The organism is Streptomyces sp. JNUCC 63, assembly GCF_054366325.1.
Window position 1 is genome coordinate 296,715 of record NZ_CM135963.1, and the last position, 26,019, is coordinate 322,733.

At 74.0% G+C, this 26,019-nt stretch carries 21 protein-coding genes; 13 read left to right on the forward strand and 8 right to left on the reverse strand.

Annotation, left to right across the window (positions count from 1 at the left end; genetic code table 11):
• Positions 1-205: 205 nt before the first annotated feature.
• From ACX25U_RS01370 to ACX25U_RS01400, 7 genes are read left to right on the forward strand one after another with little or no spacing between them, the layout of a single operon-like run.
• Positions 206-706: a (2Fe-2S)-binding protein gene (locus ACX25U_RS01370; protein ID WP_454388284.1), complete on the forward strand. Its 501-nt coding sequence runs from the start codon at positions 206-208 to the stop codon at positions 704-706.
• On the forward strand, positions 703-3,114 hold the full coding sequence (locus tag ACX25U_RS01375; RefSeq protein ID WP_454388286.1) for a xanthine dehydrogenase family protein molybdopterin-binding subunit: 2,412 nt from the start codon (positions 703-705) through the stop codon (positions 3,112-3,114). Before ACX25U_RS01370 ends, ACX25U_RS01375 begins: the two co-directional genes overlap by 4 nt.
• Entirely contained in the window at positions 3,111-3,965 is an 855-nt protein-coding gene (locus tag ACX25U_RS01380) for an FAD binding domain-containing protein (RefSeq protein ID WP_454388288.1), read from the forward strand. Before ACX25U_RS01375 ends, ACX25U_RS01380 begins: the two co-directional genes overlap by 4 nt.
• A 6-nt stretch (positions 3,966-3,971) precedes the next feature.
• On the forward strand, positions 3,972-4,856 hold the full coding sequence (locus tag ACX25U_RS01385; RefSeq protein ID WP_454394756.1) for an AAA family ATPase: 885 nt from the start codon (positions 3,972-3,974) through the stop codon (positions 4,854-4,856).
• 5 nt (positions 4,857-4,861) lie between these two features.
• Positions 4,862-6,085 (forward strand): vWA domain-containing protein, encoded by a 1,224-nt coding sequence (locus ACX25U_RS01390; protein WP_454388290.1) that lies wholly within the window; start codon positions 4,862-4,864, stop codon positions 6,083-6,085.
• 2 nt (positions 6,086-6,087) lie between these two features.
• Positions 6,088-7,194 (forward strand): XdhC family protein, encoded by a 1,107-nt coding sequence (locus ACX25U_RS01395; RefSeq protein ID WP_454388292.1) that lies wholly within the window; start codon positions 6,088-6,090, stop codon positions 7,192-7,194.
• Between the two features lie 17 nt (positions 7,195-7,211).
• A complete protein-coding gene (locus tag ACX25U_RS01400) occupies positions 7,212-7,859 on the forward strand; it encodes an SRPBCC family protein (protein ID WP_454388294.1) in 648 nt (215 codons plus the stop codon).
• Between the two features lie 337 nt (positions 7,860-8,196).
• Here the strand turns inward: ACX25U_RS01400 and ACX25U_RS01405 are convergent, their stop codons facing one another.
• The 3 genes from ACX25U_RS01405 to ACX25U_RS01415 form a co-directional block, all read right to left on the reverse strand.
• The gene (locus ACX25U_RS01405; RefSeq protein ID WP_454388296.1) at positions 8,197-8,694 is read right to left on the reverse strand and encodes a metallophosphoesterase family protein; all 498 of its coding nucleotides are present in this window, start codon (positions 8,692-8,694) and stop codon (positions 8,197-8,199) included.
• Between the two features lie 4 nt (positions 8,695-8,698).
• Complete coding sequence (locus ACX25U_RS01410; protein ID WP_454388297.1) at positions 8,699-8,875, reverse strand: hypothetical protein; 177 nt, start codon at positions 8,873-8,875, stop codon at positions 8,699-8,701.
• 100 nt (positions 8,876-8,975) lie between these two features.
• On the reverse strand, positions 8,976-9,350 hold the full coding sequence (locus ACX25U_RS01415) for a DUF6479 family protein (RefSeq protein WP_454388299.1): 375 nt from the start codon (positions 9,348-9,350) through the stop codon (positions 8,976-8,978).
• A 107-nt stretch (positions 9,351-9,457) separates the two neighbouring features.
• On the opposite strand from ACX25U_RS01415, the gene ctaD reads away from it, so the two are divergent.
• Together ctaD and ACX25U_RS01425 are read left to right on the forward strand one after the other, a co-directional pair.
• The gene (ctaD, locus tag ACX25U_RS01420; protein ID WP_454388301.1) at positions 9,458-11,131 is read left to right on the forward strand and encodes an aa3-type cytochrome oxidase subunit I; all 1,674 of its coding nucleotides are present in this window, start codon (positions 9,458-9,460) and stop codon (positions 11,129-11,131) included.
• The gene (locus ACX25U_RS01425; RefSeq protein WP_454388303.1) at positions 11,128-11,517 is read left to right on the forward strand and encodes a cytochrome c oxidase subunit 4; all 390 of its coding nucleotides are present in this window, start codon (positions 11,128-11,130) and stop codon (positions 11,515-11,517) included. Before ctaD ends, ACX25U_RS01425 begins: the two co-directional genes overlap by 4 nt.
• On the opposite strand, the gene qcrB is transcribed toward ACX25U_RS01425, so the two are convergent.
• From qcrB to ACX25U_RS01440, 3 genes are all read right to left on the reverse strand, one after another.
• Positions 11,447-12,973, reverse strand: a complete 1,527-nt coding sequence (gene qcrB / locus ACX25U_RS01430) for a cytochrome bc1 complex cytochrome b subunit (protein ID WP_454388305.1) — start codon at positions 12,971-12,973, stop codon at positions 11,447-11,449. The two genes, ACX25U_RS01425 and qcrB, sit on opposite strands and share 71 nt — an antisense overlap.
• A complete protein-coding gene (locus ACX25U_RS01435; RefSeq protein WP_454388306.1) occupies positions 12,970-13,278 on the reverse strand; it encodes a hypothetical protein in 309 nt (102 codons plus the stop codon). Before ACX25U_RS01435 ends, qcrB begins: the two co-directional genes overlap by 4 nt.
• A 96-nt stretch (positions 13,279-13,374) precedes the next feature.
• Positions 13,375-15,825 carry a SpoIIE family protein phosphatase gene (locus ACX25U_RS01440; RefSeq protein ID WP_454388307.1) on the reverse strand — a complete coding sequence of 817 codons (2,451 nt, stop codon included), beginning with the start codon at positions 15,823-15,825 and terminating at the stop codon, positions 13,375-13,377.
• Between the two features lie 188 nt (positions 15,826-16,013).
• On the opposite strand from ACX25U_RS01440, the gene lanKC reads away from it, so the two are divergent.
• The 4 genes from lanKC (at position 16,014) to ACX25U_RS01460 (ending at position 22,496) form a co-directional block, all read left to right on the forward strand.
• The gene (gene lanKC / locus ACX25U_RS01445; RefSeq protein ID WP_454388309.1) at positions 16,014-18,656 is read left to right on the forward strand and encodes a class III lanthionine synthetase LanKC; all 2,643 of its coding nucleotides are present in this window, start codon (positions 16,014-16,016) and stop codon (positions 18,654-18,656) included.
• Between the two features lie 87 nt (positions 18,657-18,743).
• Positions 18,744-18,857: a SapB/AmfS family lanthipeptide gene (locus ACX25U_RS01450; RefSeq protein WP_454388311.1), complete on the forward strand. Its 114-nt coding sequence runs from the start codon at positions 18,744-18,746 to the stop codon at positions 18,855-18,857.
• 100 nt (positions 18,858-18,957) lie between these two features.
• Positions 18,958-20,721: an ABC transporter transmembrane domain-containing protein gene (locus tag ACX25U_RS01455; protein ID WP_454388313.1), complete on the forward strand. Its 1,764-nt coding sequence runs from the start codon at positions 18,958-18,960 to the stop codon at positions 20,719-20,721.
• The gene (locus ACX25U_RS01460) at positions 20,718-22,496 is read left to right on the forward strand and encodes an ATP-binding cassette domain-containing protein (protein ID WP_454388315.1); all 1,779 of its coding nucleotides are present in this window, start codon (positions 20,718-20,720) and stop codon (positions 22,494-22,496) included. The genes ACX25U_RS01455 and ACX25U_RS01460 overlap by 4 nt, the downstream gene beginning before the upstream one ends.
• On the opposite strand, the gene ACX25U_RS01465 is transcribed toward ACX25U_RS01460, so the two are convergent.
• Positions 22,426-23,034: a LuxR C-terminal-related transcriptional regulator gene (locus ACX25U_RS01465; protein WP_454388317.1), complete on the reverse strand. Its 609-nt coding sequence runs from the start codon at positions 23,032-23,034 to the stop codon at positions 22,426-22,428. The two genes, ACX25U_RS01460 and ACX25U_RS01465, sit on opposite strands and share 71 nt — an antisense overlap.
• A 1,021-nt stretch (positions 23,035-24,055) precedes the next feature.
• Complete coding sequence (locus ACX25U_RS01470; RefSeq protein WP_454388319.1) at positions 24,056-25,450, reverse strand: S1 family peptidase; 1,395 nt, start codon at positions 25,448-25,450, stop codon at positions 24,056-24,058.
• Positions 25,451-26,019 lie beyond the last annotated feature (569 nt).

The window sequence follows — 26,019 nt, forward strand, 5'->3', positions numbered from 1 at the left end:
GGACGCTGTGCGCATCGGTGCTCCTCGCTCGGTGACGACGTGGTGGCGTGCAGTGCAGCAGAGCCCGGCGCGTGGTGGCAATGGATTAACGGTCAACAAAGCACGTCGCACCACTCGCCGCCTCCGGAGCGTGGTCATAGAGTGACGTACACCACGCTGGTCGCTGATTCCCCTCGCTCACGCCCATACGGTCTCTGGAGGGCACATGACCCACATCTCGGTCACGGTGGACGGCACGGCCTACGAGGACGACGTGGAGCCCCGTCTTCTGCTGGTCCACTACCTGCGCGACCGACTCGGTCTGACCGGTACACCGATCGGCTGTGACACCTCGAACTGCGGGACCTGCACGGTCGAGCTGGACGGCGTGAGCGTCAAGAGCTGCACGGTGCTGGCCGTCCAGGCGGACGGGTGCGAGGTGACCACCGTCCAGGGGCTGGCCCGCGACGGCGAATGGACGCCGCTGCAGCGGGCGTTCCACGAGCGGCACGCGTTGCAGTGCGGCTACTGCACCCCCGGGATGATCATGGCCGCGCGCGATCTGCTGCGCGAGAATCCCCACCCCAGCTCCGACGAGGTGCGCAAGGCGCTCGAGGGCAACCTGTGCCGGTGCACCGGATACCAGAACATCGTCCGCGCGGTGCTCGCCGTCGCCGAGGACACGAGCGCTTCCGAACGGCAGAGCGCGCAGGAGGTGACGGCATGACCGACCAGGCCGTCGAACCCGAGGTCGGCCGCGCCCGGCTCCGCAAGGAGGACGCACGGCTGATCACCGGCCAGACCAACTGGACCGACAACATCAGCGTCACCGGGCTGCTGCACCTGGCCATCCTGCGCAGCCCCATGGCGCACGCCCGCATCGAGCGCGTCGACGTCTCCCCCGCCCTCGAACGCCCCGGCGTCGTCGCCGCGTTCACCGGCCGCGACCTCGCCGAGGGGCTCGGCTCGCTGCCCTGCGGCTGGCCCGTCACCGAGGACATGGTGCTGCCCGACCACCCGCCGCTCGCCCTCGACGAGGTCCGCCACGCCGGCGACCCGGTGGCGGTCGTGGTGGCCCGCGACCGGTACGCCGCCGCCGACGCGCTGGAGGCGATCGAGGTCGACTACGAGCCCCTGCCCCCGGTCCTGGACCTGGAGGAGGCACTCGCCGAGGGCGCCCCGCTGGTCCACGCCGACAAGGGCACCAACCGCGCCTACGTGTGGCCGCTGAGGACCGGCGAGGACTACGAGTCGGTCAAGCAGCGCGCCGATGTCGTGATCAGGCGCCGCTACCGGCAGCAGCGCCTCATCCCCAACGCCATGGAGCCGCGCGCGGTCGCCGTCGCCCCGCTCGCCGCCTCCGGCGAGTACACGATGTACTCGACGACCCAGATCCCGCACATCCTGCGGATCATGCTGTCGGTGGTCACCGGCATCCCCGAGCACAAGCTGCGGGTGATCGCCCCCGACGTGGGCGGCGGCTTCGGCTCCAAGCTCCAGGTGTACGGCGAGGAGGCCGTCGCGCTCGCGATCGCGCGGAAGCTGGGACGGCCGGTGAAGTGGACCGAGTCCCGCTCCGAGGGCTATCTGGCCACCCACCACGGCCGCGGCATGATCCAGGACATCGAGCTCGCCGCCACCCGCGAGGGAAGGCTGCTCGGTCTCAAGGTCGACCTGCTCGCCGACATGGGCGCCTATCTGATGCTGGTCACGCCCGGCATCCCGATCCTGGGCGCGTTCATGTACCCGGCGATCTACAAGATGGACGCCTACGAGTTCAACTGCACCGGCGTGTTCACCACCCGCACCCCGACCGACGCCTACCGCGGCGCCGGGCGCCCGGAGGCGACGTACGCCATCGAGCGGGCCATGGACGAACTGGCAGCCGAGGTGGGCCTGGACCCGGTGGAGGTGCGGCGCCGAAACTGGATCCGGCACGAGGAGTTCCCGTACACCACGATCGCGGGCCTGACCTACGACAGCGGCAACTACGAGGCGGCGACCGAGAAGGCCCTCGCCCTGTTCGGCTACGACGACCTGCGCGCCGAGCAGCGCAAGCGCGACGAGCGCGGGGACGCCGTACGGCTCGGCATCGGCGTGTCGACGTACACGGAGATGTGCGGGCTGGCCCCGAGCCGGGTGCTGCGGGACCTGAGGTACTCGGCCGGCGGCTGGGAGGCGGCGAGCATCCGGATGCTGCCCACCGGCAAGGTCGAGGTGGTCACCGGCACCAGCCCGCACGGGCAGGGGCACGTGACCTCCTGGAGCCAGATCGCCTCCGAGGTGCTCGGCGTGCCGTTCGAGGACATCGAGGTGCTGCACGGCGACACCCAGGCGGCCCCGCAGGGCATGGACACCTACGGCTCGCGCTCGCTGGTCGTGGGCGGGTCGGCCGTGCACCGGGCCGCCGAGAAGGTGGTCGAGAAGGCGCGCAAGGTGGCGGCGCACCTGCTGGAGGCCAGCGAGGACGACCTGGAGTTCAAGGGCGGCGTGTTCTCCGTCAAGGGCTCGCCCGAGGCACGCAAAACCATCCAGGAGGTCGCCTTCGAGACGTTCACCTCGCACGACGTGCCCGAGGGCATGGAGCCCACCCTCAACTCCGAGTACCTGCTGGACCCGGAGAACTTCTCCTACCCGCACGGCACCCACCTGTGCGCGGTCGAGGTCGACACCGAGACCGGGCAGACCCGGATCCGGTCCTACGTCTGCGTGGACGACGTGGGCCGGGTGGTCAACCCGATGATCGTCGAGGGGCAGGTGCACGGCGGCCTCGCCCAGGGCATCGCGCAGGCGCTGTACGAGGAGGCGGTGTACGACGCGGAGGGCAACCTGGTCTCCGGCACGATGGCCGACTACCTGGTGCCGTCGGCCGCGGACCTGCCCGACTTCGTCACCGACCGGACCGAGACGCCCGCCGCCTCCAACCCGCTCGGCGTCAAGGGCGTCGGCGAGGCGGGCACGATCGCCTCGACGCCGGCCGTCGTCAACGCGATCGTGGACGCGCTGCGGCCGCTGGGCGTGCACGACGTGCGGATGCCGTGCACACCGGAGCGGGTCTGGGAGGCCGTCCGGTCGGCGCAGCCGTCCGGCACGTCCGGTGCGTCCGGCACATCGCGGAAGGAGACCTCGGCATGATTCCCCCCGCATTCGACTACGCCCGGCCCACCAGCCTGGACGAGGCCGTGCGCACGCTCGCCGACGCGGGCGAGGAGGCGAAGGTGCTGGCCGGCGGGCAGAGCCTGCTGCCGCTGCTCCGGCTGCGCCTGGCCTTTCCCGAGCTGGTCGTCGACGTCGGACGGATCCCCGGACTGCGCGGGGTCCGCGAGGACGGCGACATGCTCGCCATCGGGGCGCTGACCACGCACCACGACGTGGTCCACGACCCGCTGGTGCGGCGGCACGCGGGCCTTCTCGCCCAGGCCACCGAGACGGTCGCCGATCCGGCCGTACGGCACCGGGGCACCCTCGGCGGCTCGCTCGCGCACGCCGACCCGGCCGGCGACCTGCCCGCGGTGGTGCTGGCGCTGGACGCCGAGCTGGTGGCCGTGGGCCCGGGCGGGCGGCGTACGATCCCGGCGCGCGACTTCTTCACGGACTACCTGCAGACCGCGCTGGCGCCCGACGAGCTCCTGGTGGAGGTGCGGGTGCCGAAGCGGGAGGGCTGGGGCTTCCGCTACGAGAAGTTCCACCGGGTGGCCCAGTCCTGGGCGATGGTCGGCGTGGCCGCGCTGGTGCGGCGCGACGACGGGCACATCGCCGAGACCCGGATCGGGCTGACCAACATGGGCGCCACCCCGCTGCGGGCCTCCGCCTCGGAGGAGGCGCTGGCCGGCGCCGGGAACGCCGAGGCGGTGGCGCGGGCGGCGCAGGAGGCGGCCGAGGGCACGCGGCCGTCGCGGGACGCGTCGGCCTCGCCCGAGTACCGGGCGCACCTGGCGCGGGTGCTCACCAAGCGGGCGGTCCTGGCCGCCGCCGGGATGGGGTGAGCGCCGATCACCCCCATCGACAGCCCCGAGCAGGTGCGGGCCCGCCTGGAGGAGACCGGCTACCTCGTCGACGACGGGCTGGCCATCGCCTGCTTCCTGGCACTCAGGCTGCACCGGCCGGTCTTCTGCGAGGGCGACGCGGGCGTCGGCAAGACGGCGCTCGCCGCCGCCCTCGCCGAGGCTCTCGACGCCCCGCTGATCCGGCTGCAGTGCCATGAGGGCATCGACGCCTCCCAGGCGCTGTACGACTGGGACTTCCCGCGTCAGCTGCTGCATCTGCGGGCCGCCGAGGCGGCCGGGATCAGGGACGCCGACCGGCTGGAGCGCGAGCTGTACGACCGGCGGTTCCTGGTCGCCCGGCCGCTGCTGCGGGCGCTGCAGACGCAGCCGTCGGTGCTGCTGGTGGACGAGATCGACCGCGCCGACGACGAGTTCGAGGCGTTCCTGCTGGAGGTGCTGTCGGAGTTCCAGGTGACGATCCCCGAACTCGGCACGCTGCGGGCCGAGGTGCCGCCGGTGGCCGTCCTGACCTCCAACCGCACGCGTGAGGTGCACGACGCCCTGAAGCGGCGGTGTCTGTACCACTGGTTCGACCACCCCGGCTTCGCCCGCGAACTCGCCATCGTCCGCCGCCGGTTGCCCGAGGTGTCGGCCCGGCTGGCCGAGCAGGTCACCGCACTGGTGCAGGCCCTGCGCGCCGAGGGCCTGCTCAAGCCCCCGGGTGTCGCCGAGACCCTGGACTGGGCCCGCGCCCTGGACGCCCTCGGCGCCACCGAGGTCGACGCGGAACTGGCGGTGGCCACGCTCGGCTCGGTGCTGAAGTACCGCGAGGACACGGACCGCGCCCGCGGCCTGGACTTCACGGCGGTCCTCGCACGGCGGGGGGCGTGATCGGCGTGGCGGAAGCACAGGAAGAACGGCGCAGACGCGCTGAAGCAGGCGGCGACCGTTCCGGAACCTCGGCTCCCGGGCCGGGTGGGCGCGCCGACGCCGTGCTGCTCGGGTTCGCGCGGGCGTTGCGGGCGGCCGGCGTCGCGGTGAGTGCCGAGCGGACGCATGCCTTTCTGCGGGCGGTGGATGTGCTGCGGCCCGGCAGGCGGGCGGATGTGTACTGGGCCGGCCGGCTGACGCTGTGCGGGGACCGGGACGACCTGGAGCGTTACGAGCGGGTGTTCGCCGCCTACTTCGGTGCGGACGTGCCCCCCGCCCGGCCTGCGCGGGCCGCCGCTCCGCCGCCCCGGCTGCGGCTGGTCGTGCGGGACGCGCCCGGCGGGCCGCCCGCCGAGCCGGCCGAGGGGGAGCGGCAGGGTCCGCCCGTCGCCTCGCTCGCCAGTTCCGCGGAGGTCCTGCGCCACCGCGACGTGGCCGGACTCGATCCCGCGGAACGCGCGCAGGTGCGCCGGCTGCTGGCCGCGTTCGCGCTGCGCGGGCAGTCGCGGCGCACCGCGCGGCGACGTCCGGCCCGGCGCGGGGACGTCGATCCGCACCGCACCGTGCGGGAGATGCTGCGGCTCGGCGGCGAGCCGGCGCTGCTGCGGCGGCACGCGCGCGCCGAGCGGCCCCGCCGGGTCGTCCTGCTCGTCGACGTCAGCGGGTCCATGGGGCCGTACGCCGACGCCCTGCTGCGGTTCGCGCACGCCGCCGCCCGGGGGCGGCGCACGGAGGTGTTCACCATCGGCACGCGGCTGACCCGGGTCACCCGGGAGCTGTCGCACCGGGATCCGGACCTGGCCATGGCCGCGGTCGCCGAGGCCGTGCCCGACTGGCGCGGGGGCACCCGGCTGGGCGAGCTGCTGCGGGAGTTCCTCGACCGCTGGGGCCAGCGGGGCATGGCCCGCGGAGCCGTGGTCGTCCTGCTGTCCGACGGCTGGGAGCGGGGCGATCCGCGGCTGCTCGCCGCCCAGATGCGGCGCCTGCACCGGCTCGCGCACCGGGTGATCTGGTCCAACCCCCGCAAGGCGCGCCCCGGCTACGCCCCGCTCGCCGCCGGCATGGCGGCGGCGCTGCCCAGTGTGGACGCGTTCGTGGAGGGCCACAGCCTGGCCGCGCTGGAACGGCTGGCGGCGGTGGTGCGGGGCGCCGACACCCCGGACGCGACGAATGCGCAGGAAAGGAGTTGAGCGTGCGGGACATTCTTCCGGTGCTGGAGCGGTGGTATGCGGCACGGGTGCCGTTCGGGCTCGCCACCGTCGTCACGGTGAGTCGCAGCGCGCCGCGCGAGCCGGGTGCGGCGATGGCGGTGGGGCCGGACGACGAGGTGGTGGGGAGTGTGTCCGGGGGGTGTGTGGAAGGGGCGGTGTTCGACCTGGCGCAGGAGGTCGCGGCGAGCGGCGAGGCCCAGGTGGCGTCCTTCGGCTACAGCGACGAGGACGCGTTCGCGGTCGGCCTCACCTGCGGAGGCGAGATCTCCGTACTGGTCCGGCCGGTGAGCCCCGAGACCGACCCCACCTTCGGCGCGGTCGCCGCCTCCGTCGCCGCCGGTGAGCCGGTGACCACGGCGACCGTGGTCGACGGTCCGGCCCCGCGCGGGGCGACGCTCGCGGTGTGGCCCAAGGCGGTGGCGGGCACGCTGGGCGCGTCCGGCCTGGACGTGGCGGTGACCGCGGACGCCCGCGGCGAACTCGCCCTGGGTGCCACGGGGCTGAGGCACTACGGCGCGCACGGTGAGCGCCGCGAGGACGCCGTCACGGTGTTCCTGCACTCCTTCGCCCCGCCGCCGCGGATGCTGGTGTTCGGCGCGATCGACTACGCCGCCGCGGTGGCCCGTATCGGCGCCTTCCTCGGCTACCGGGTCACGGTGTGCGACGCCCGCCCGGTGTTCGCCACGCCGAAGCGGTTCCCCGCGGCCGTGGAGGTGGTCGTGGACTGGCCGCACCGCTATCTGCACGGCACGGACACCGACGAGCGCACGGTGATCTGCGTCCTCACCCACGATCCGAAGTTCGACGTGCCGCTGCTGGAGGAGGCGCTGCGCAGGCCGGCCGCCTACATCGGGGCGATGGGCAGCCGCCGTACCCACCAGGACCGGATGGAGCGGCTGGTGGAGGCCGGCCTGTCGGAGGCCGAGCTGTCCCGGCTGCGCTCCCCGGTGGGCCTGGACCTGGGCGCCCGTACCCCCGAGGAGGTGGCCGTGTCCGTCGCGGCCGAGATCGTCGCGCTGCGCTGGGGCGGCACCGGCGCCCCCCTGACCGCGACCGCCGGAGCCGTCCACGCGACGGGCTCCGCCTGAAGTCCGAGGAGGAAGTCATGGAACTGCACCACGAGTTCACCGTTCCCGTCCCGGTCGACGACGCCTGGCGGGCGCTCCTCGACATCGAGCGTGTGGCGCCGTGCCTGCCGGGGGCCGCCGTGGAGGACTACGACGGCAAGACCGTGACCGGGTCGGTCAAGGTCAAGCTGGGTCCGATCACGGTGACGTACAGGGGGACGGCGGTCTTCGAGGAGCAGGACGAGTCGGCCCACCGCATGGTGCTCGCCGCGAGCGGCCGGGAGACGCGCGGGCAGGGCACGGCACGGGCCACGGTCACGGGCACGCTTCAGCCGCGCGACGGCGGCACGGCGGTGTCGGTGGACACCGATCTGACGGTGACCGGCCGCCCGGCGCAGTTCGGGCGCGGGGTGCTGGGTGAGGTGGGCGACCGGCTGGTGGGGCAGTTCGCCGAGTGCCTGTCCGAGCGGCTCGCCGAGACCCCGCCGCCCGTGCCTGCCGAGGGTGCCGCGGCGGGCGCCCCGGAGGTTCGCGAGGAGCCCGCGGCGGAACGTGCGGAGCCCGAGCCGCTCGATCTGCTGCGCACCGCCGGCGTGCCGGTGGCCAAGCGTGCCGCCGTGGCGGCGGGCGCGGCCGTCGTCGTCGCGCTGCTGATCGTGGGCGTACGCCGGCTCCGGCGCCCCTGAAGGGGGCGGATCGGCTGTTACTTGCGGTGCACATGAGCCGTCAGTCGGCCGCCGTTTCCGCTGTGACCTGCGGTTTTCATTTTTTCGCGGGAATTTCGGATTCGTTGGTGTGGGCCCGTGGGGGACGGGTACGTGCGCCTTCAACGGATGAGGCATGCATGGCCTCTGCAGCACATGTGCGGCACGTACCCGCTGGAAGGAGGTCCGTGACAGCGCACACTCGCAGCGCCCGGGCCGCTTCCACGCACGAAGCGGCCCGGATCTCCCCGAGAAATCGGAAACGAGAAAGGGAAGAGTGACCCTGGGGCGGCCCCTGAGGGGGCCGCCCTCCTGTGTGTCACCTCGGCAGCCGGTGCAGTTCCACGTCGGTGAGACGGCCGTCGCTGACGCGGGCCGTCATGTAGGTGCAGTGGGGCTGGCGGCGGCGGTCGGTCGGGGAGCCCGGGTTGAGCAGGCGCAGACCGGTGGGCGCGGTGGTGTCCCAGGGGATGTGACTGTGCCCGAAGACCAGCACGTCGAGGTCGGGGAAGCGGGCGGCGCAGCGGGCCTCGCAGTTCTGGGCGGGGCCGGTCTCGTGGACGGCGCCGAAGCGCAGCCCGCCGAGGTCGGCGCGGGCCACCTCGGGCAGGCGGGCGCGCAGTTCGGGGCCGTCGTTGTTGCCGTACACGCCGATCAGGCGGCGGCTGCGGCTATGCAGCAGGTCCAGGGTGGCGGTGTCGACCCAGTCCCCGGCGTGGAAGACGACGTCGGCACGCGGGAGTTCGGCGAGCAGGGGCGCGGGCAGTTGCTTGGCGCGTTTGGGCAGATGGGTGTCGCTCATCAGCAGCAGACGCACACGGTCAGTCCTCGCCGCGCACGATGTTCCACTCGGAGCCCGTGCGGTCCTGGTGCGGGCCGGCGCGGTCCTCGACCGCCGGAAGGCAGGTGCGCACGCTCTTCCGCCGCAGTCGGCGGGCCTCCGCCCAGCCCGTCTCGGGGCGCTGGACAACGGGTTTCTCAGTGGTGTGCGCGGTCACGGCGCCTCATCTTCCTTCTGCGTCCGTATCCTGTGGGGCGGCCCTGGCCGGGTCCCCCGGAAGCGGCCGGGGAAAACCCGCCCGGTACGCCCGCCCCGGGTCACCTGCCGCCGGAGCCTCCACTGCCGAACGAGCCGCTGGAGCCCCCGTCCCAGCGCGGGCGGCTCTGGTCCCCGCTGCGCCTGCTGCCGGAGGAGCCGAGTTCGTGCGGGGTCAGGCGCCGTCCGGTCTCCTCGGCCCGGGGCACCTCGTCCGGCTCGCGCCGCTGATGGGTCTCGTGGACCGGCCCGGACTCGGGCAGCGTCGGGTGTTCGCCGCCCCGGGAGGTCCCCCGCCTCTGCTCGCTGTGCATGACCCTGACTCCGAGCCGGACGGCCCACACCAGGGCGGCGGCGATCACCAGGCCGCCGACGACGACGGCGACGATCCCGAAGGCCGAGATCCCGGCGGCTGCCTCGTACCAGGTGGTGTCCATGGGACGCGGGTACCCTGCCCCGGCCGGCGGACACCCGCCGGGCCGGTCAGGGCGTGGCGCGGTCCCGGCCGCGAAGCAGGGCGGTAGCGTCGCCGCCGATGACGGACATGTCTGAAACATCCGCGCAGAGCGACACCGCCGGGCATCGCTCCTCCCCCACGGTCCCGCTCGGCCGGAAGCTGCTGGAGTGGGCCTCGACGACCGATCACAAGGTGATCGGCAAGCTCTACATGGTCACGGCGTTCTGCTTCTTCCTGCTGGGCGGCCTGCTGGCGATGGGGATGCGCGCCGAGCTCGCGCGCCCGGGTCTGCAGTTCATGAACCAGCAGACCTACAACGAGCTCTTCACGGTCCACGGCACGATCATGATGCTGCTCTTCGCCACGCCCATGTTCTCGGGCTTCACCAACGCGGTGATGCCGCTGCAGATCGGCGCCCCCGACCTGGCCTTCCCCCGGCTGAACGCCCTGTCGTACTGGATGTACCTGTTCGGCGGGCTGATCGTCGTCTCGGGGTTCGTCGTGCCCGGCGGCTCGGCGGCGTTCGGCTGGTTCGCCTACGCGCCGCTGAACAGCGCTTTCTACTCCCCCGGCGCGGGCGGCGACCTGTGGGTGATGGGGCTGGTGGTGACGGGTGTGTCGACGACGCTCAGCGCGGTCAACTTCATCGCCACGATCACGACCCTGCGGGCGCCGGGGATGACGATGTTCCGGATGCCGATCTTCACCTGGAACGTGCTGTTCACCTCGATCCTGGTGCTGCCCGCCTTCCCGGTGCTGACCGCGGCGCTGCTCGCCCTGGAGGCGGACCGGAAGTTCGGGGCGCACATCTACGACTCGGCGAACGGCGGGGCGCTGCTGTGGCAGCACCTGTTCTGGTTCTTCGGCCATCCGGAGGTCTACATCGTCGCGCTGCCGTTCTTCGGGATCGTCAGTGAGATCGTCCCGGTCTTCTCCCGCAAGCCGCAGTTCGGGTACCTGCCGATGATCGGGGCGACCATCGCGATCACCATGCTGTCCGCGGTGGTGTGGGCGCACCACATGTTCGCCACCGGCGCGGTGCTGCTGCCCTTCTTCTCGATCATGTCGTATCTGATCGCGGTGCCCACGGGGATCAAGTTCTTCGCGTGGATCGGGACCACGCGGGGCGGGTCGCTGTCGTTCGAGACGCCGATGCTGTGGGCGTTCGGTTTCCTGGTGACGTTCCTGCTGGGCGGGTTGAGCGGGGTGCTCATCGCCGCGCCGCCGCTGGACTTCCACGTGACCGACTCGTACTTCATCGTGGCGCACCTGCACTACGTGCTGTTCGGCACCGTGGTGTTCGCGATGTTCGCCGGTTTCTACTTCTGGTGGCCCAAGATCACCGGCAGGATGCTGGACGAACGGCTCGGCAAGATCCACTTCTGGCTGCTGTTCCTCGGCTTCCAGCTGACCTTCCTGGTGCAGCACTGGCTCGGCGCGGAGGGGATGCCCCGCCGGTACGCCGACTACCTGCCCACCGACGGCTTCACCCTCCTGAACACGCTGTCCTCGGCGGGGGCGTTCCTGCTCGGCGCGTCCACCCTGCCCTTCCTCTACAACGTCTGGCGCACGGCACGCCACGGAGAGAAGGTCACCGTGAACGACCCCTGGGGATACGGGCGGGCCCTGGAGTGGGCGACCTCCTGCCCGCCACCGCGGCACAACTTCACCGCCCTGCCCCGGATCCGATCGGAGTCCCCGGCGTTCGACCTGCACCATCCGGCGGTCGTGCGGCGGGGGGAACTGGAGGGACGGCGATGAAGATCGAGGCCCTGCTCTTCGGCGGCGTCGCGCTGTTCTTCGGGAGCACCGCGACCCTCTACGGGCTCTGGTCGCGCGAGCCGGCCGGGACGGCGGCGCTGGTCATCGCCGGCGGTATGGCGGCGCTGGTCTCCTTCTTCTGCCTCATCCAGTACCGGCGCAGGGGAGCGCGCCCGCAGGACCGCACCAAGGCGGAGGTGGCCGACGCGGCGGGGCCGCTGGACTTCTTCCCGCCGGAGAGCACCTGGCCGATCATCACCGCGCTGGGCTTCGCCGTCGGCGCGCTGGGCGTGGTCTACGGGCTGTGGCTGTTCCTCATCGGTCTCGGGGTGCTGGCTCGGGGGGTTGGGGGGATGGCGTTCCAGTACGTGCACCGGGGCGAGTGACCTCCGCACGGAGCGGGGCTCCGGGGCGGCGCGGCTCGACGGGGCGGTGACCGCTCTCGTAGCCCCCGGCGACGGTCTGCCGCACCTCGCCGGTCTCCTCGCCCGCGGTCAGGACCTCCTGCTCCTTGCGCAGCAGGGCGTGGCACAGTGCCCGGGTGACCAGGAAGGCGACGACGGGCCCCAGCACGAGCGAGACGCGCAGCACCCAGGTCAGCGCGTTCACCGAGATCTGGAAGACGGTGGCGATGATGTCGTTGCCGCCCGCCAGCATCAGCACGCCGTAGAAGACGATCCCGGCGACGCCGAGGCCGGTGCGCACGGGACGTTCACGCGGCCGGTCGCACAGGTGCTGTTCGTGGCGCCACTCCCCGGTCAGCCACTGCTCGGCGAACGGGTACGCGTACAGCACGGCGAACAGCAGCGCCGGCAGGACGACCGCCGGCAGCAGGACGTTCCACATGAGGGTGTGACCGGCGACGTTCGTCTCCCACGCCGGCATCAGCCGCAGTGAGCCCTCCAGGAAGCCGACGTACCAGTCGGGCTGGGAGCCCGTGGAGATCTGGTGCGGTGTGTAGGGGCCGTACGTCCACACGGGGTTGATCTGGGCGATGCCGGCGAGCAGGACGAGCACGCCGAAGACGGTGAACTGCAGGCCCACGGATGTGGCGGCGAACTCGGGGAGGAGCGGCTTGCCGAGCACGTTGCGGTTGCCGCGACCCGGGCCGCGCCACTGGGTGTGCTTGAGGTAGAAGACCAGGATCAGATGCACGGTGACCAGCGCGATCAGGGCGCCCGGCAGCAGCAGGATGTGCAGGCTGTACAGACGGCTGATGATCTCGTCGCCCGGCCACTGGCCGCCGAAGGCGAAGAAGCTGACGTAGGTGCCGACCACCGGCAGGGACAGCGTGATCGTCTGCGCGATGCGCAGTCCGGTGCCCGAGAGCAGGTCGTCGGGCAGCGAGTAGCCCGCGAAGCCCTCGGCCAGGGCGAGCGCGAACAGCGTCACGCCGATGACCCAGTTGATCTCCCTGGGTCTGCGGAAGGCGCCGGTGAAGAAGATCCGCAGCAGGTGCACGCCGATGGCGCCGACGAAGACCAGCGCCGCCCAGTGGTGGGTCTGCCGCAGCAGCAGCCCGCCGCGCACCTCGAAGCTGATGCGCAGGGTGGAGTCGAACGCCTCCGACATCCGCACTCCGCGCAGCGGCGCGTACGGCCCGGCGTAGACCACCTCCCGCATCCCCGGGTGGAAGAACAGGGTCAGCCACACCCCGGTCAGGACCAGCAGGACCAGGCTGTACAGGGCGATCTCGCCGAGCAGGAACGACCAGTGCTCGGGGAACGCCTTGCGCATCAGCCGCCCGGCGTCCGACAGCGGCAGCCGGGCGTCCAGGAACCCGGCGAACCGCTCACCGGCCGCCGGGCCGCGCTCGTCGCGCGGTCGCCGTGCCGGACTCACGGCTCGCCCGGGCCGCCGTCGCCGCCCTGGCCCGCTTCCCCGCCCGCGTGTGCCGCCCGCTCCACCTCGGCCTCGACCTCGGTGCGCGGCCTGCCCTCGTCGCTCGCGTACTCGCTCAGGGCGGCCTGCAGATCACGGGCCAGGTCGCGCCAGGCACGCCACGCCGTCTCGTACGTCTCGCTCTGCAGTCCGGTCCATCGCTCCTGGGCGGGCGGCCCGTACTTCTGGCGCAGCTGTTCGACCCGGTTGTGCGCCTCATCGGCCGCCCGCTGCTTGGCCACGAGCTCTTCGAAGGTGTGTGACACAGCCCAGGACCCTAAGCACGAGTGGCATGCGCGGCGGCCGCGACCTGCCGTGGCCGGGGCGCGGCGCACCCGTGTGGCGGCCTCCCGCGAGCGGTCTCACCGCCCGAGCATCATCTCGCTCCACACCTGCTTGCCGCCGCTGACCGGCAGGGCGCCCCAGGCCGCCGAGACGGCCTCGACGAGGAGGATGCCGCGGCCGCCGGTGGCCTCCCAGCCGATGCCGGCCGGCTTGACGGGAGTGCGGGGCGAGCCGTCGGCGACGGCGATGCGCAGCCTGCGGTCGACGAGGGTGAGGTCCAGGCGGACCTGGCCCCCGGTGTGCACGAGGGCGTTGGTGACCAGTTCGGAGACGACCAGGAGAGCGGCGTCGGCGTCCTCGGTCACGCCCCAGGAGCGCAGGGTGCGCCGGGTGAAGCGGCGCGCGTGCCGGACCGCCTCGGGCACCCGCCACACCGTCCAGCTCTCCCTGAGCGGGCGTACGGCCATGCCGTCGTAGCGCATGAGGAGCAGGGCGATGTCGTCGTTGCGGCGGGCGTCGCCGAGCAGGGCGTCGGCGACCAGGCCGAGGTGGGCGGGGTCGGCGCCGGCCAGGTCGCGGGCGAGCCGCTCCACGCCCTCGTCGATGTCGGCGTCGGCGGACTCCACCAGGCCGTCGGTGGTCAGGGCGAGCACGGTGCCGGGCTGGAGCCGCAGCGGGGTCATCGGGAAGTCGGCCCGGGTCAGCACGCCGAGCGGGGGACCGCCCTCGGCCTCCGCGATCTCGATACCGCCGTCCGGGTGGCGCAGCACGGGGGGCAGGTGCCCGGCGCGCACGCACCAGGCGGCGCCCTGTTCCATGTCGACGTCGACGTAGACGCAGGTGGCGAACAGGTCGGTCTCCATGTCCAGCAGGAGCCGGTTGGCGTGCGAGACCACCACGTCCGGCGGGTGCCCCTCGGCGGCGTAGGCGCGCAGAGCGGTGCGCATCTGGCCCATCAGGGTGGCGGCGCCCGCGTTGTGACCCTGTACGTCGCCGATGACGAGGGCCACGTGGTTGTCGGGCAGCGGGATCACGTCGTACCAGTCGCCGCCGACCTCCAGGCCCGCTGTCGCGGGCAGGTAGCGGGCGACGGCCTCGGCGCCGGGCAGTTTCGGCAGGCGGCGGGGCAGCAGGGCGCGCTGGAGCATGCCGACGAGCTCGTGCTCGGCGTCGAAGGCGCGGGCGCGCGTCAGGGCCTGCCCGGCCAGGCCGGCCGAGGCGGTGAGCAGGGCGCGCTCGTCGGGGCCGAAGTCGTGCGGGGTGTCCCAGCCGATCAGGCAGGCCCCGGCCATGCGGCCCCCGGCGGGCAGCGGCAGGACCGCGAGGCCGCCGGGGCCGACCTCGGCGAGGGCCGGCTCCAGGGCGGTGTCGGCGGGCCAGACCCGGGCGCGGCCCTCGCGCAGGGCGGCGGCCAGGGTGGGCATGGCCCGCACCGGCGCGTCCGGCCATTCGGTGCGCCACTGAAGGCGCCACAGCTCGGGCCAGGCCTCCGGTTCGGGCGGGTCGAGGACGGTGACGACCAGGCGGTCGTTCTCCAGTTCGGCGAGTGCGATCCGGTCGGCCCGCAGCGGTTTGCGCAGCGCGGCGACCACCGCCTGACTGACGTCGCGGACGGTGCCCGCGGTCGCCAGGGCGGCGGCGAGCCGCTGGACGCGGGCGGCGTCGGTGATGCCGGGGCGCAGGGTGGAGGCGTCGGCGACGGTGCCGGCCAGCCGGGCGGGGCGGCCCTCGCCGCCGGGCAGCAGCCGGCCGCGCAGCCGCAGCCACTTGGGCGGGCCGGCCGGCTGCAGGACGCGGAACTCCAGCTCGCGCTCGCCGATGGACATGTGGTCGGCCTCGACCACGGACATCAGCGACGGCAGGTCCTCCGGCACGGTCAGCGCGAGCAGCGTCTCGACCTTGCCGTCGAAGTCGGACCGGCCCAGGGCGAACAGCTCGAGGATGGCGTCGCCGACCTCCACCCGTCCGCTGTCCATGGCCAGGCTGAACGCGTCCGGCGGCAGCTCCTCGCCGTGCGCGGCCTCCGCTGCGGCGGGGCAGGCGACGGCCTGGGCTATCAGCTCCAGGCACTCGCGGTCCTCGCTGTCGAAGCCGGCCGGGCTCTCGGTGACGGCGAGCAGGGCGCCGCCCTCCGGTCCGCGCAGCGGCAGCGCGGCCAGGAACACGTCCCCGGCGGGCATCCGCCTCGAGTCGGCGCGCCCGGCGAGCTCCTCGGGTCCCAGCCACACGGCCCGCCCGGTGCGGCAGGCGTCGGCGACCGGGGAACGCCCGGCCAGGCGGTAGCTGTCCCTCACCCCGTACAGGGTCCTCGGCACGCCGGCCGACTCCGACAGGCACAGCACATCGCCCGTCGTGCCGCGGACGTACACGCCGGCGAACGCCGCTCCGGTGAAGACCAGGGCCTGTTCCAGGACGCGGCGCGGCCGGTCGGGGGCGGAGGGAGCGGCGGCGAGCGTCCTGAGGGCAAGTTCGGCACGCAGCGTCCTCGTTCTGCGTGCCGTAGCTCCCTCACTGACCACGTTGGCCATTACAGCGCCTATCCTCCGGTTGCGCAGCCCCTGTGACGGTTCCATGGGATTCCGCGGTGGACGGTGCTCGAAACATTTCGAACAAGTCTTGACGTATGCGTTCCGCACAGTGATCTCGTGACAGGCGTGACTGTCGGCGGCCCTCGCCCGGCTGGAAGGCTCGGTGACGACCAGGGAGGGGGACGGACATGGACCAGCGCTACGAGGTGTACGCGCTCGCCGACCGGCACTTCTACGACACGCCGGACCGGCTGTCGGACGGCGGGCGGCCCGCCGCGCCCCTGTACGAGCCGGCCCGGCGCGCGGTGCCCGAGGGGTGGGAGGCCGCCCGGATCGGCGACTGGCTGACGCTGACGCCGCTCGGCCCCGACGGTCGGCCGGCGCCCGGCCCGGCACAGGGCTGGAAGATCCACGCCTCGGCCACCCGGGCGAACGCCGAGCGGATCGCCGCGGTCGTGTGGGACTACTGCGTGCCGCGCCGGATCCCCTTCAAGTTCGTCCCCGGACCGCATCTGCTGCACCTGCGCAACACCAAGTACGCGGCCCGGGACACCAGCGGCAAGTTCGTGACGGTCTACCCGGACGGCGAGGAGCAGCTGCACCGGGTGCTGCGCGAGCTGGGCACGCTCCTGGAGGGCTTCGAGGGGCCGTACATCCTGACGGATCTGCGCTGGGGCGACGGACCGCTGTACGTCCGTTACGGCGCCTTCGCGCGGGTCTTCGTCGTCGACGAGCGCGGCTCACTGGTGCCGGCGGTGCGCGACGGCGAGGGCCGGCTGGTGCCGGACCGGCGGGAGCCGTCCTTCCAGGTCCCGGACTGGGTGACGCTGCCGGCCTTCCTGCGGCCGCACCTGGCGGCGCGCAACACCACGACGGTCGGCGAGCTGCCGTACCGCATCGAGAAGGCGCTGCACTTCTCCAACGGCGGCGGGGTGTACGCGGGCACCGACACCCGCGACGGGCGCCGGGTGGTCCTGAAGGAGGGCCGGCCGCACGCGGGCCTGGCCGCCGACGGGGCGGACGCGATCGCCCGGCTGGAGCGGGAGAAGGCGGCCCTGGAGCGGGTCGCCGGGACCGGGGTCGTACCGGAGGTGCGGGACTGGTTCACCCTCGGCGACCACCACTTCCTGGTGATGGACTTCCTTCCCGGCCGGCCGCTCAACTCCTACTTCGGCGAGCGGCATCCACTGCTCACACCGGACCCGGACCCGGCGGCGGTCGCCGCCTACACGGCGTGGGCGCTGCGCATCCACCGGGCGGTGGAGCGGGCCGTCGAGGCGCTGCACGCGCGCGGGATCGTCTTCAACGACCTGCACGTGTTCAACATCATGGTCGCGCCCGACGAGGAGTCGGTCTTCCTGCTGGACTTCGAGGCCGCAGCGCCGACGGACGAGAACGCCCGGCAGGTGGTCGCGCACCCCGGCTACTTCGCCCCACCGGACCGCCGCGGCGCGGACATCGACCGGTACGCCCTGGCCTGCTTACGGCTCGCCCTGTTCCTGCCGGTCACCACCCTGTTCGTGATCGACCGCGGCAAGGCCGCCCACCTGGCCGACGTGATCGCCGGACAGTTCCCGGACGTGCCCGGGCAGTTCCTGGACGAGGCGGTCGCGGAGATCACCCGGGAGCCGGCCGCGGCGGACGGCGGCAGAGGTGTACCGGCGGCGGGCGCGGGGAGTGCCGGGGCGTTCGTGGAGCCGGCCGACTGGCCCTTCAGCCGGGACTCGATGGTCAAGGCGGTGCTCGCCTCGGCCACACCGGAGCGGGACGACCGGCTGTTCCCGGGTGACATCGCGCAGTTCTCCGACGGCGGCGGGCTGGGCATCGCGCACGGCGCGGCCGGGGTGCTGTACGCGCTGGCCGAGGCGGGCGCCGAACCGTACGAGGAGGGCGAGCGCTGGCTGCTGGCGCGCACCGCTCCACCGCCGGCCGGCACCCCGTTCGGCCTGTACGACGGCCTCGCGGGCGTCGCCCACGTCCTGGACCGGCTCGGGCACCGGCAGCGTGCCCTGGACCTGGTCGAGGGCATCCTCGAGGAGCGCTGGCAGAAGCTCTCCTCCGATCTGCGCGGCGGGCTCGCCGGGCTGGGCCTGGTCCTGGGCGACCTGGCCCGCAGGACGGGCGAGTCCGAGCTGCGGGAGCGGGCCGCCGAGGCCGCGCACCTCCTCGCCGGCCGGCTCGCCGAGCCGCTCCCGGACACCCCGCGGCGACGGGCCGGGCTGCTGCGCGGTGCGGCCGGGCCCGCGCTGTTCCTGCTGCGGCAGTACGAGTGGACCGGCGAGCGGGAGCTGCTGGAGGCGGCCGCGGCCGCGCTGCGCCGGGACCTGGAGTGCTGCGTGAAGCAGAAGAGCGGCGGCGGACTGGAGGTCGACGAGGGCTGGCGCACCCTGCCCTACCTGGGTGACGGCAGCGCGGGCATCGGCATGGTCCTGGACGAGTATCTCGCGCACGCCCCCGACGAGGAGTTCGAGCGGGCCCGAGCCGGCATCCTCACCGCCGCCACCTCCCGTTTCTACGCCCAGCCCGGCCTCTTCCAGGGCCGCGCCGGAATGATCCTGCACCTCAGCCGCACCACCGCGCCGGACGCGAGCGAGCGGCGGCTCGCCGAACAGGTCGCCGCGCTCGGCTGGTACGCGATGACGTACGAGGGCCAACTCGCCTTTCCCGGGCACCAGATGATGCGGCTTTCGATGGACCTCGCCACCGGAACGGCCGGGTGCCTGCTCGCCCTCACGGCGGCGCTCGACGGCGAGGCCGAAGCCGGGCTGCCGTTCCTGCCGCCTCTCGGGCGGTCCTCACAGACGCGGCTCCACGAACGAACGGAGTCGTGACACAACCCCCGTCCCCACGGGGTGGTCCAGGGTTCCGGAAACCCTGGACGGCCGGTAAGTCCACGGAACCGACGAGAGGAAGAACCGATGGCACTGCTCGACCTGCAGACGATGGAGTCCGACGAGCACACCGGCGGCGGCGCCAGCACGCTCAGCCTGCTGTCCTGCGTCAGCGCGGCGAGCATCCTGCTCTGTCTCTGACGCGTAACGCCCGTCCAGGGCCCCGGGCGGCCGCCTCCCTTCGGGGAGGGGCCGCCCGGGGTGGTTCCGTTCCCCCGCGAGGATGCGAGGCCGCAGCCGTATGACGACGACCGCCCGCAGCGGCCCGCCGACCGCACCCGCCGCCGTCCTCCGCTCGGCCGTCCGGCACAGCGGGACGCCCTGTGCGGCCCTGTGCCTGGTGAGCACGGCGGGGACCGCGGCCGGGCTGCTGCTGCCCGCCGTACTGGGCCGCACCCTGGACCTGCTGCTCGCCCACGCCCCGGCCGCCCGCTGGATCGGGTACTCCGCCGGGCTCGTCCTGCTGCTCGTCCTGCTCGACATGGCCGAGACCGTGCTCGACGGCACGACCAACGCCCGGGCCACCGCGTGGCTGCGGCGGCGGCTGGCCGGGCACGTGCTGGCGCTCGGCCCCCGGGCCGCTTCCCGTTTCGGATCCGGTGAACTCGTCGCCCGCCTCGTCGGCAGCGCCACCCAGGCCGGGGCGGCGCCCGCCGTGCTCGCCACGTCGGTGGCGGCACTGGCCGGCCCGGTCGGGGGTGTGGTGGCACTGGGCCTCATCGACCCGTGGCTGGCGGCGGTGTACCTGACCGGGGTGCCGCTGCTCGCCCTGCTGCTGCGGGCCCTCGCCCGGGACTCGTCGGCGTGCGTGGCGCGCTACCAGGAGGTCCAGGGACGGATCGCCTCGGCACTCGCGGAAGCCGTCGGCGGCGCCCGCACGATCCGGGCGGCGGGCACGGCCGACCGGGAGACGGCCCGCATCCTGCGGCCGCTGCCCGAACTGTCCCGGCAGGGGCACCGGATGTGGCGGGCGCAGGGCCGGGCCGCCGCCCAGGCGGTCGCCGTGGCCCCGCTGCTGCACCTGGGCGTCGTCGCGGTGGCGGGGCTGCTGCTCGCCCGGCACCGCCTGTCGGTGGGCGAGGTCCTGGCCGCCTCCCGGTACGCGGTCCTCGCCACCGGCGTCGGCGTGCTGGTCGGACAGCTCGCCGCACTCGTCCGGGCCCGCGCGGCGGCCGGACGGCTCGGCGAGGTCCTGGCCGAGCCGGCACCGGACCACGGCGGCCACGCGTTGCCGCCGGGGCCCGGCCGCCTGGAGTTGCGCGGAGTGACCGCGCGGCGCGGCGGCCGCGCGGTGCTCGACGGCGTCGACCTCATCGTGCCCGGCGGCACCACGCTGGCCGTCGTCGGCCGGTCGGGCTCGGGCAAGTCGCTGCTGGCCGCCCTGGCCGGGCGCCTGGCCGACCCCGACGCCGGACAGGTGCTGCTCGACGGAGTGCCGCTGCCCGAACTGACCCGCGACGACCTGCGGCGCGCGGTCGGCTACGCCTTCGAACGGCCCGTACTGCTCGGCAGGACCGTCGAGGACGCGATCGGCCTCGGCATCGCCGCGCCCACGCCCGACCGGGTCCGCCGGGCGGCCCGCACGGCCAGCGCCGACGCCTTCGTCCGCCGCCTGCCCGACGGCTACGCGACCGCGTTGGCCGACGCGCCCCGCTCCGGCGGCGAGACCCAGCGTCTCGGTCTGGCCCGCGCCTTCGCCCACGGCGGCCGCCTGCTCGTCCTCGACGACGCCCTCTCCAGCCTCGACACGGTCACCGAACACCACATCACCCGGGCCCTGACGGAGGCCGGCACCCACACCACCCGCCTCGTCGTCGCCCACCGCGCCGCGACGGCGGCCCGCGCCGATGCGGTGGCCTGGCTGGACGGGGGACGCATCCGGGCGGTCGGGACGCACGCCGAGCTGTGGCGGCAGGCGGAGTACCGGCGGGTGTTCGGGGACGGTGACGACGACGCCGGCGGCGGGGGCGTCGGGGCCGTGACCGCGCCGGGAGCGCGGCCGTGACGGCCCAGGGCGTGTGGGGGCGCGGGTTCCGCTTTCTGCGGGCGCGGTGGCGCGTTCTCGTACGCCTGGGCGGATGGTCCGTGCTGGAAGTGGGGCAGACCTTTCTGCTCGGTCATGCGCTGGCGCGCGCGCTGGACGCCGGGTTTCTGGCCGGGCGGGTGCCGGTGGGGCTCGGGTGGCTCGGGCTGGCCTCGCTGGGGGTCCTGGCCGGGGCGTACGGGACCGGGCGGGTGTACCGGGCGGTCGCCGCGCTGGTGGAGCCGTTCAGGGACCGGCTGGTGGAGCGTGTGGTGGCGCGCGGGGTGCGGGAGGCGGACGGGCGGTCGTTGTCCGGGCTGACCCAGCAGGTGGAGATCGCGCGGGACACCTTCGCCGGGCTGGTGCTGGTCTCCCGCTCGTTCCTGATCGCCGCCGTCGGCGCGCTCGTCGGCCTGTTCTCCCTGTCGCCGCTGCTCCTGCTGGTCGTCGCGCCGCCGCTGGCCGCCGGGGTCGCCCTGTTCGCGGTGACGCTGCGGCCGCTGGCCCGCCGTCAGGAGGCCTGCCTCGCCGCCGACGAGGCGCTCGCCGAACGGCTGGGCACGGTCTGTCCGGGCCTGCGGGACGTCACGGCCACCGGGGCGGAGGAGCAGGTGGGCGCCGATGTCGCGGAGCGTGTCGACGCCGAGCGGCGGGCTGCGGGCGCGCTGGCCCGGTGGGGCGCCGTACGGGTGGCGTCCCTGGCGGTGGGCGGCCACCTTCCGGTGGTCCTGCTGCTCGCCACCGCGCCCTGGCTGCTGGCGCACCAGGTCACCCCGGGCGCCCTGGTCGGCGCCCTCGCCTACGTCACCCAGTCCCTGCTGCCCGCCCTGCAGAACCTGATCCACGGCCTGGGCGCCGGCGGGGCCCGCCTCACGGTGGTCCTGCGCCGCCTGAGTCCGGCGGACGGCCGGCCGGCGGTGCCCGCCCCGGCCGGGCCGCGGCGGGCACCGCTCCCCGCGCCCCCGGCCGGCCCCTCCCCCGCCCTCGCCCTCTCGTCGGTCACCTTCGCCTACGGCCCCCACAGCGAACCGGTCGTCCGCGGTCTCGATCTCGTCCTCCCGCACGGCGGCCACCTCGCGGTCGTCGGGCCGAGCGGGATCGGGAAGTCGACGCTCACGGCTCTGGTCGCGGGGCTGCTCGTCCCCGCGCACGGGGAGATCCGGGTGTGCGGGCTGCCCGTGCCGGGCGCCGGGGCCGCCGCGCGAAGGGTGCTCATCCCGCAGGAGGCGTACGTCCACACCGGCACCCTCGCCGAGAACCTCACCCAGCTGCGCCCGGACCCGGTGCCGGAGGAGGAGGTGCTGGCCGCCGCCGACGCGGTCGGCCTCACCCCGCTCCTGAACCGGCTGGGCGGGCCCGGCGCCCCCGTCGACCCGGCGGCCCTGTCGGCCGGCGAGCGTCAGCTGATCGCGCTGGCCCGGGCCCACCTGTCCCACGCCCCGCTCGCCCTGCTGGACGAGGCGACCTGTCATCTGGACCCGGACGCCGAGGCCCGCGCGGAGCGCGCCTTCGCCGCCCGGCCGGGCGGGACCCTGGTCGTGGTGGCCCACCGCATCAGCTCGGCCCGCCGCGCGGACCGGGTACTGGTCATGGACGGGCGGAACACCGCGTGCGGAACGCACGAGGAGCTGCTGCGGCGCTCCCCGCTCTACCGCGACCTGGTCGGCGACTGGGCGCCCGCCGGCGTCACAGCCAGCCCTCGCCCCGCGAGATGCGGATCGCGTCGATGCGGTTGCGGGCCCCGGTCTTGCGTGTGATGGCCGCCATGTAGTTGCGCACCGTCCCGTGGGACAGGTGCAGGCTCCCCGCGATCTCCGCGACGGAGGCGCCCTCGGCGGCCAGGGACAGCACGCTCAGCTCCCGCCGGGTCAGCGGCATCTCGGCGGCCTTCAGGAAGCCGAAACCGAGCGAGTCGTCGACGAAACGTTCCCCCGCCGCGACGCGTCTGATGCCGCGCACCAGCCGGTCCGGCGAGCCCTTCTTGTCGACGTAGCCGAGCGCCCCGGCCTCGACGGCGCGTCGCAGCAGCCCGGGCTGGTCCGCCCGGGCCAGCACGAGTAAGCGCGGGGGCGTCGGGCCCGCGCCGCGCGGGTACAGCTCGCCGAGCGACGGACGTCCGCAGAGGTCCGCGCGGTCGAGGTCCACGGCGCACACGTCCGGCCGCACGGAGCGCACGCGGCCCGCCGCGCCGCGCCAGGAGGTGTCGTACACCCCCAGGTCGGGCTCCCCTCGCAGCCATTCCGCCATGACCGATCGCACCAGACACGCGTCGTGCACCAGAAGTACCCGGATCACTGCCGCCCCCTCAGCTCGCCGTCCGTCGGTTCCGCGGTGGTGTTGAACGCGTGCCCCATTGTTGGCCGGAGTGGCAGCCCCCGGGTGCGTAAAACCGGCCAACGGGGTGCGCGGGGGGCGCGCGCACGGCGCCCGCGACCGCCGCGTGCTTCGGCTGGGGGAGCATGGGATGCCGCCGACGGGGTACGAAGCCGCCCTTCACCGTGCCCGTGCCACGCGTGCCGGCGCGGCGCGCATGGTTCGGCGTCGGACGGCCCGGCTCGCCGCGCGCCGGGCCGTCCGGGGGGAGCCTTGGTCCCGGGGACTTCTCGCGCGGCCGGGCGAGCAGGTGGCCGGCGTGTGCGACGGGCACGCCTCCCGCCAGGCACCGGCGTCCGCCGACCGGGCGGTCGACCGCCCGGTGCCGTTTTCGGCGCCGGCCTCCGTGCCGGACGAGGTCCACGCACTCCGGTGCGGTGCATCCGCCTGTGCCTGACCAGCCGGTACCGGAGACGGCGGTGGGGGCGGGCATGTCCGGGGTCTTCGCCGCCCTCTGAAGCGGATCGGGCTGATCGCGTTCCTTCCGGCCGCCCACGCGGTGCGCGACCGGCGTCCGGTCCGGGTCGGCGGGAGGACGAGAGGGCCCGCCGCCATCCGCGGGACGTCGTGGTGCCGCCGTATCGCTGTGCACCGGACGGGCGGGTGCGGGTGCTCGACCTGGCCGGGAGCCCGCTGCCGGGCATCGACGTGACGGCGACGTATCCGACGACGCGGGTCGGGCTCGCCCCGGCTCGGTGCTCGTCCGCTGCACCGACGGGCTGGTGGAGTCGTCGCCCCGGGTGGACATCGAGGACGCCGTCGCGGAGCCGGGGCACCGGCCCGGTGAGGCCGGGGACGCGCCGCTGGGCGAGCCGGCCGCCTGGTGCGGCACAGCGTGGCGGTGCTGCTGCTGGGGGCGCGGGGAGACGGGTGACGGTCCGGCCCTCCAGCTGGAGGGCCGGACCGTCAGCGGCTCAGGGGGAAGCCGCTCGAAGGGTGCCGCTCAGTGGTTCCGGCCGCGCCCGGAGCCCTGTGCCGCACCGGAGTTGTGGCCGCCGGCCTGCTGGTCGCCACCGGCCTGCTGGTCGCCCGCGCCGTTGCCCGCCTGGTCGCCGGGCGTGGCCATGCCCGCGCCGGACTGGTCGCCGCCCGCCTGGCCGCCGGGGGCCGCCGTGCCGGCCTGGTCGCCACCGGCCTGCTGGTCGCCCGCGCCGTTGCCGTTCCCGGCCGCGTCTCCGCCACCGCCACCGCCGTTGCCGGCGCCGAGCGTCGCGCCGGTCGCCTGGAGGGCCGTGGTGACCGGCTGGAAGAAGGTCTCGCCGCCCTGGGTGCAGTCGCCGCTGCCGCCCGAGGTGAGGCCGATCGCGCCGCCGTCCTGGGTGAACAGGGAGCCGCCGCTGTCGCCGGGTTCGGCGCAGACGTTGGTCTGTATGAGGCCGTTGACGGTGTCGACGCCGGCCGGGTTGGTCTCGCTCTGGAAGTTGACGGTGGCGTTGAGGCCGGTCACCTGGCCGTTGCGCAGTCCGGTGGTGCTGCCCATCCGGAAGACGGTCGCACCGACGGTGGCTTCCGCGGCCTGGGTGATCTGGACGGTCTGCCCGTTGCCGACGTTGACGTCGCTCGGCGCCTGGGTGTTCGGGTCGTCGTACTTGACGAGGGCGAAGTCGCTGCCGGGGAAGGTGGCCTGGTCGACCGTGGCGATCGGCTGACCGTTCTGGGAGTCGGACCACTGCTCGGCCGCGACGCCGCAGTGCCCGGCGGTCAGGAAGGCGGGACTGCCGTCGGAGGCCGTGACGTTGAAGCCGAGGGAGCAGCGGACGGTGCCGCCCTGCGCCTGGGAGAAGATGGCGTCGCCGCCGGAGGCGAACGTCTTGAAGGTGCCGGCGGACTTCTTCAGGGTGGCCATGTTCGAGCCGAGGCTCTCGACGGTGGACTGCAGTCTGTCCCACTTGGCGCCGGTGACCGTGCTGTCGGCGGTGACGACGACCTTGTTCGTGCGCGGGTCGACGGCCCAGGACGTGCCGGGGATGGTGGCCCTGGTCCTCAGGGCCTGCTCCGCGGACTTCAGTTCGGCGGTGCTGTTGCCGACCTGGCGGACGGCCGCGCCCGCCTTCTTCGCCTGGACGATCACGTTGTTGTCGCCGCTCACCACGTTGACGACGAGCTGCTGCCTGTCGCCGTCGTAGTACGAGCCGGCGAAGGCGTCGCCGAGCGCCTTGGCGAGCTGCGCGGACAGGTCCGAGGCGTCCTTGGCCTTCAGGGTCCTGGGGGTGGCGTTGTCCGCCGCGCCGTCCTGGGAGGCGTTGGCGTTCGGGAGCAGTATCGCCGCCGCGCCGAGCGCCACCACGCCGCCTGCCGCGATCGCGGCCTTGCGCTTCGGAATTCGCTTGTGACTCAAACTTCTCGACCTCCTGGGGACGGGGTCTGTGCCGCCGTCCGGCGGTGGTTGGGGGGACGCCTGGATGGCTGTTGGTACGCACGGGATGAGCGACGCGTTCAATCCCGTGCGCCAACTCGCCCCGCGCCAGGTCGATTCGGCCAACTCCCGCGACTGCCACGGCCGGCGTGGTCGGTCAAGGAGGGCAGATCGCTGTCGAGGCAGGCGCTGATGGCCACCGATGACGGCGGTGCAGCGGGTCCGCCCTGGTCGGCACGCTCAGCGATCGGACGGCGACCGTCGGTTGCCGATGCGAAGTGGAATCGCGGCTTCAGCGAATCTGCACAGCGAATGCCCAACGAAGTCACCGTGCATGGCGGATCTGCACAACCACGCGCTCCCCGGTGCGCGTTTGGTGACGAGTGCCGGATTCGCCGGCGCGTCGGCAAGAGGGCGGGTGCGCCGATGCGGTGCGGCACGTGAAGAAGTCGCCGCGACGCCGTGCCCGCACCTGCACGGATGACCACCCCACGACAACAAGTGCGCTGGTGAGGGCCTTGGTTGAGTGGAAGCGGCGGGCCGCGCCGTGC

What these genes read in the sequence shown, in the direction of transcription:
- ACX25U_RS01425 (WP_454388303.1), top strand. Translation starts at nt 11,128, where the DNA reads ATGAAGATCGAGGCCCTGCTCTTCGGCGGCGTCGCGCTGTTCTTCGGG.
- ctaD (WP_454388301.1), top strand. Translation starts at nt 9,458, where the DNA reads ATGTCTGAAACATCCGCGCAGAGCGACACCGCCGGGCATCGCTCCTCC.
- lanKC (WP_454388309.1), top strand. Translation starts at nt 16,014, where the DNA reads ATGGACCAGCGCTACGAGGTGTACGCGCTCGCCGACCGGCACTTCTAC.
- ACX25U_RS01415 (WP_454388299.1), bottom strand. Translation starts at nt 9,350, where the DNA reads ATGGACACCACCTGGTACGAGGCAGCCGCCGGGATCTCGGCCTTCGGG.
- ACX25U_RS01450 (WP_454388311.1), top strand. Translation starts at nt 18,744, where the DNA reads ATGGCACTGCTCGACCTGCAGACGATGGAGTCCGACGAGCACACCGGC.
- ACX25U_RS01370 (WP_454388284.1), top strand. Translation starts at nt 206, where the DNA reads ATGACCCACATCTCGGTCACGGTGGACGGCACGGCCTACGAGGACGAC.
- ACX25U_RS01440 (WP_454388307.1), bottom strand. Translation starts at nt 15,825, where the DNA reads ATGGCCAACGTGGTCAGTGAGGGAGCTACGGCACGCAGAACGAGGACG.
- ACX25U_RS01400 (WP_454388294.1), top strand. Translation starts at nt 7,212, where the DNA reads ATGGAACTGCACCACGAGTTCACCGTTCCCGTCCCGGTCGACGACGCC.
- ACX25U_RS01375 (WP_454388286.1), top strand. Translation starts at nt 703, where the DNA reads ATGACCGACCAGGCCGTCGAACCCGAGGTCGGCCGCGCCCGGCTCCGC.
- ACX25U_RS01380 (WP_454388288.1), top strand. Translation starts at nt 3,111, where the DNA reads ATGATTCCCCCCGCATTCGACTACGCCCGGCCCACCAGCCTGGACGAG.
- ACX25U_RS01455 (WP_454388313.1), top strand. Translation starts at nt 18,958, where the DNA reads ATGACGACGACCGCCCGCAGCGGCCCGCCGACCGCACCCGCCGCCGTC.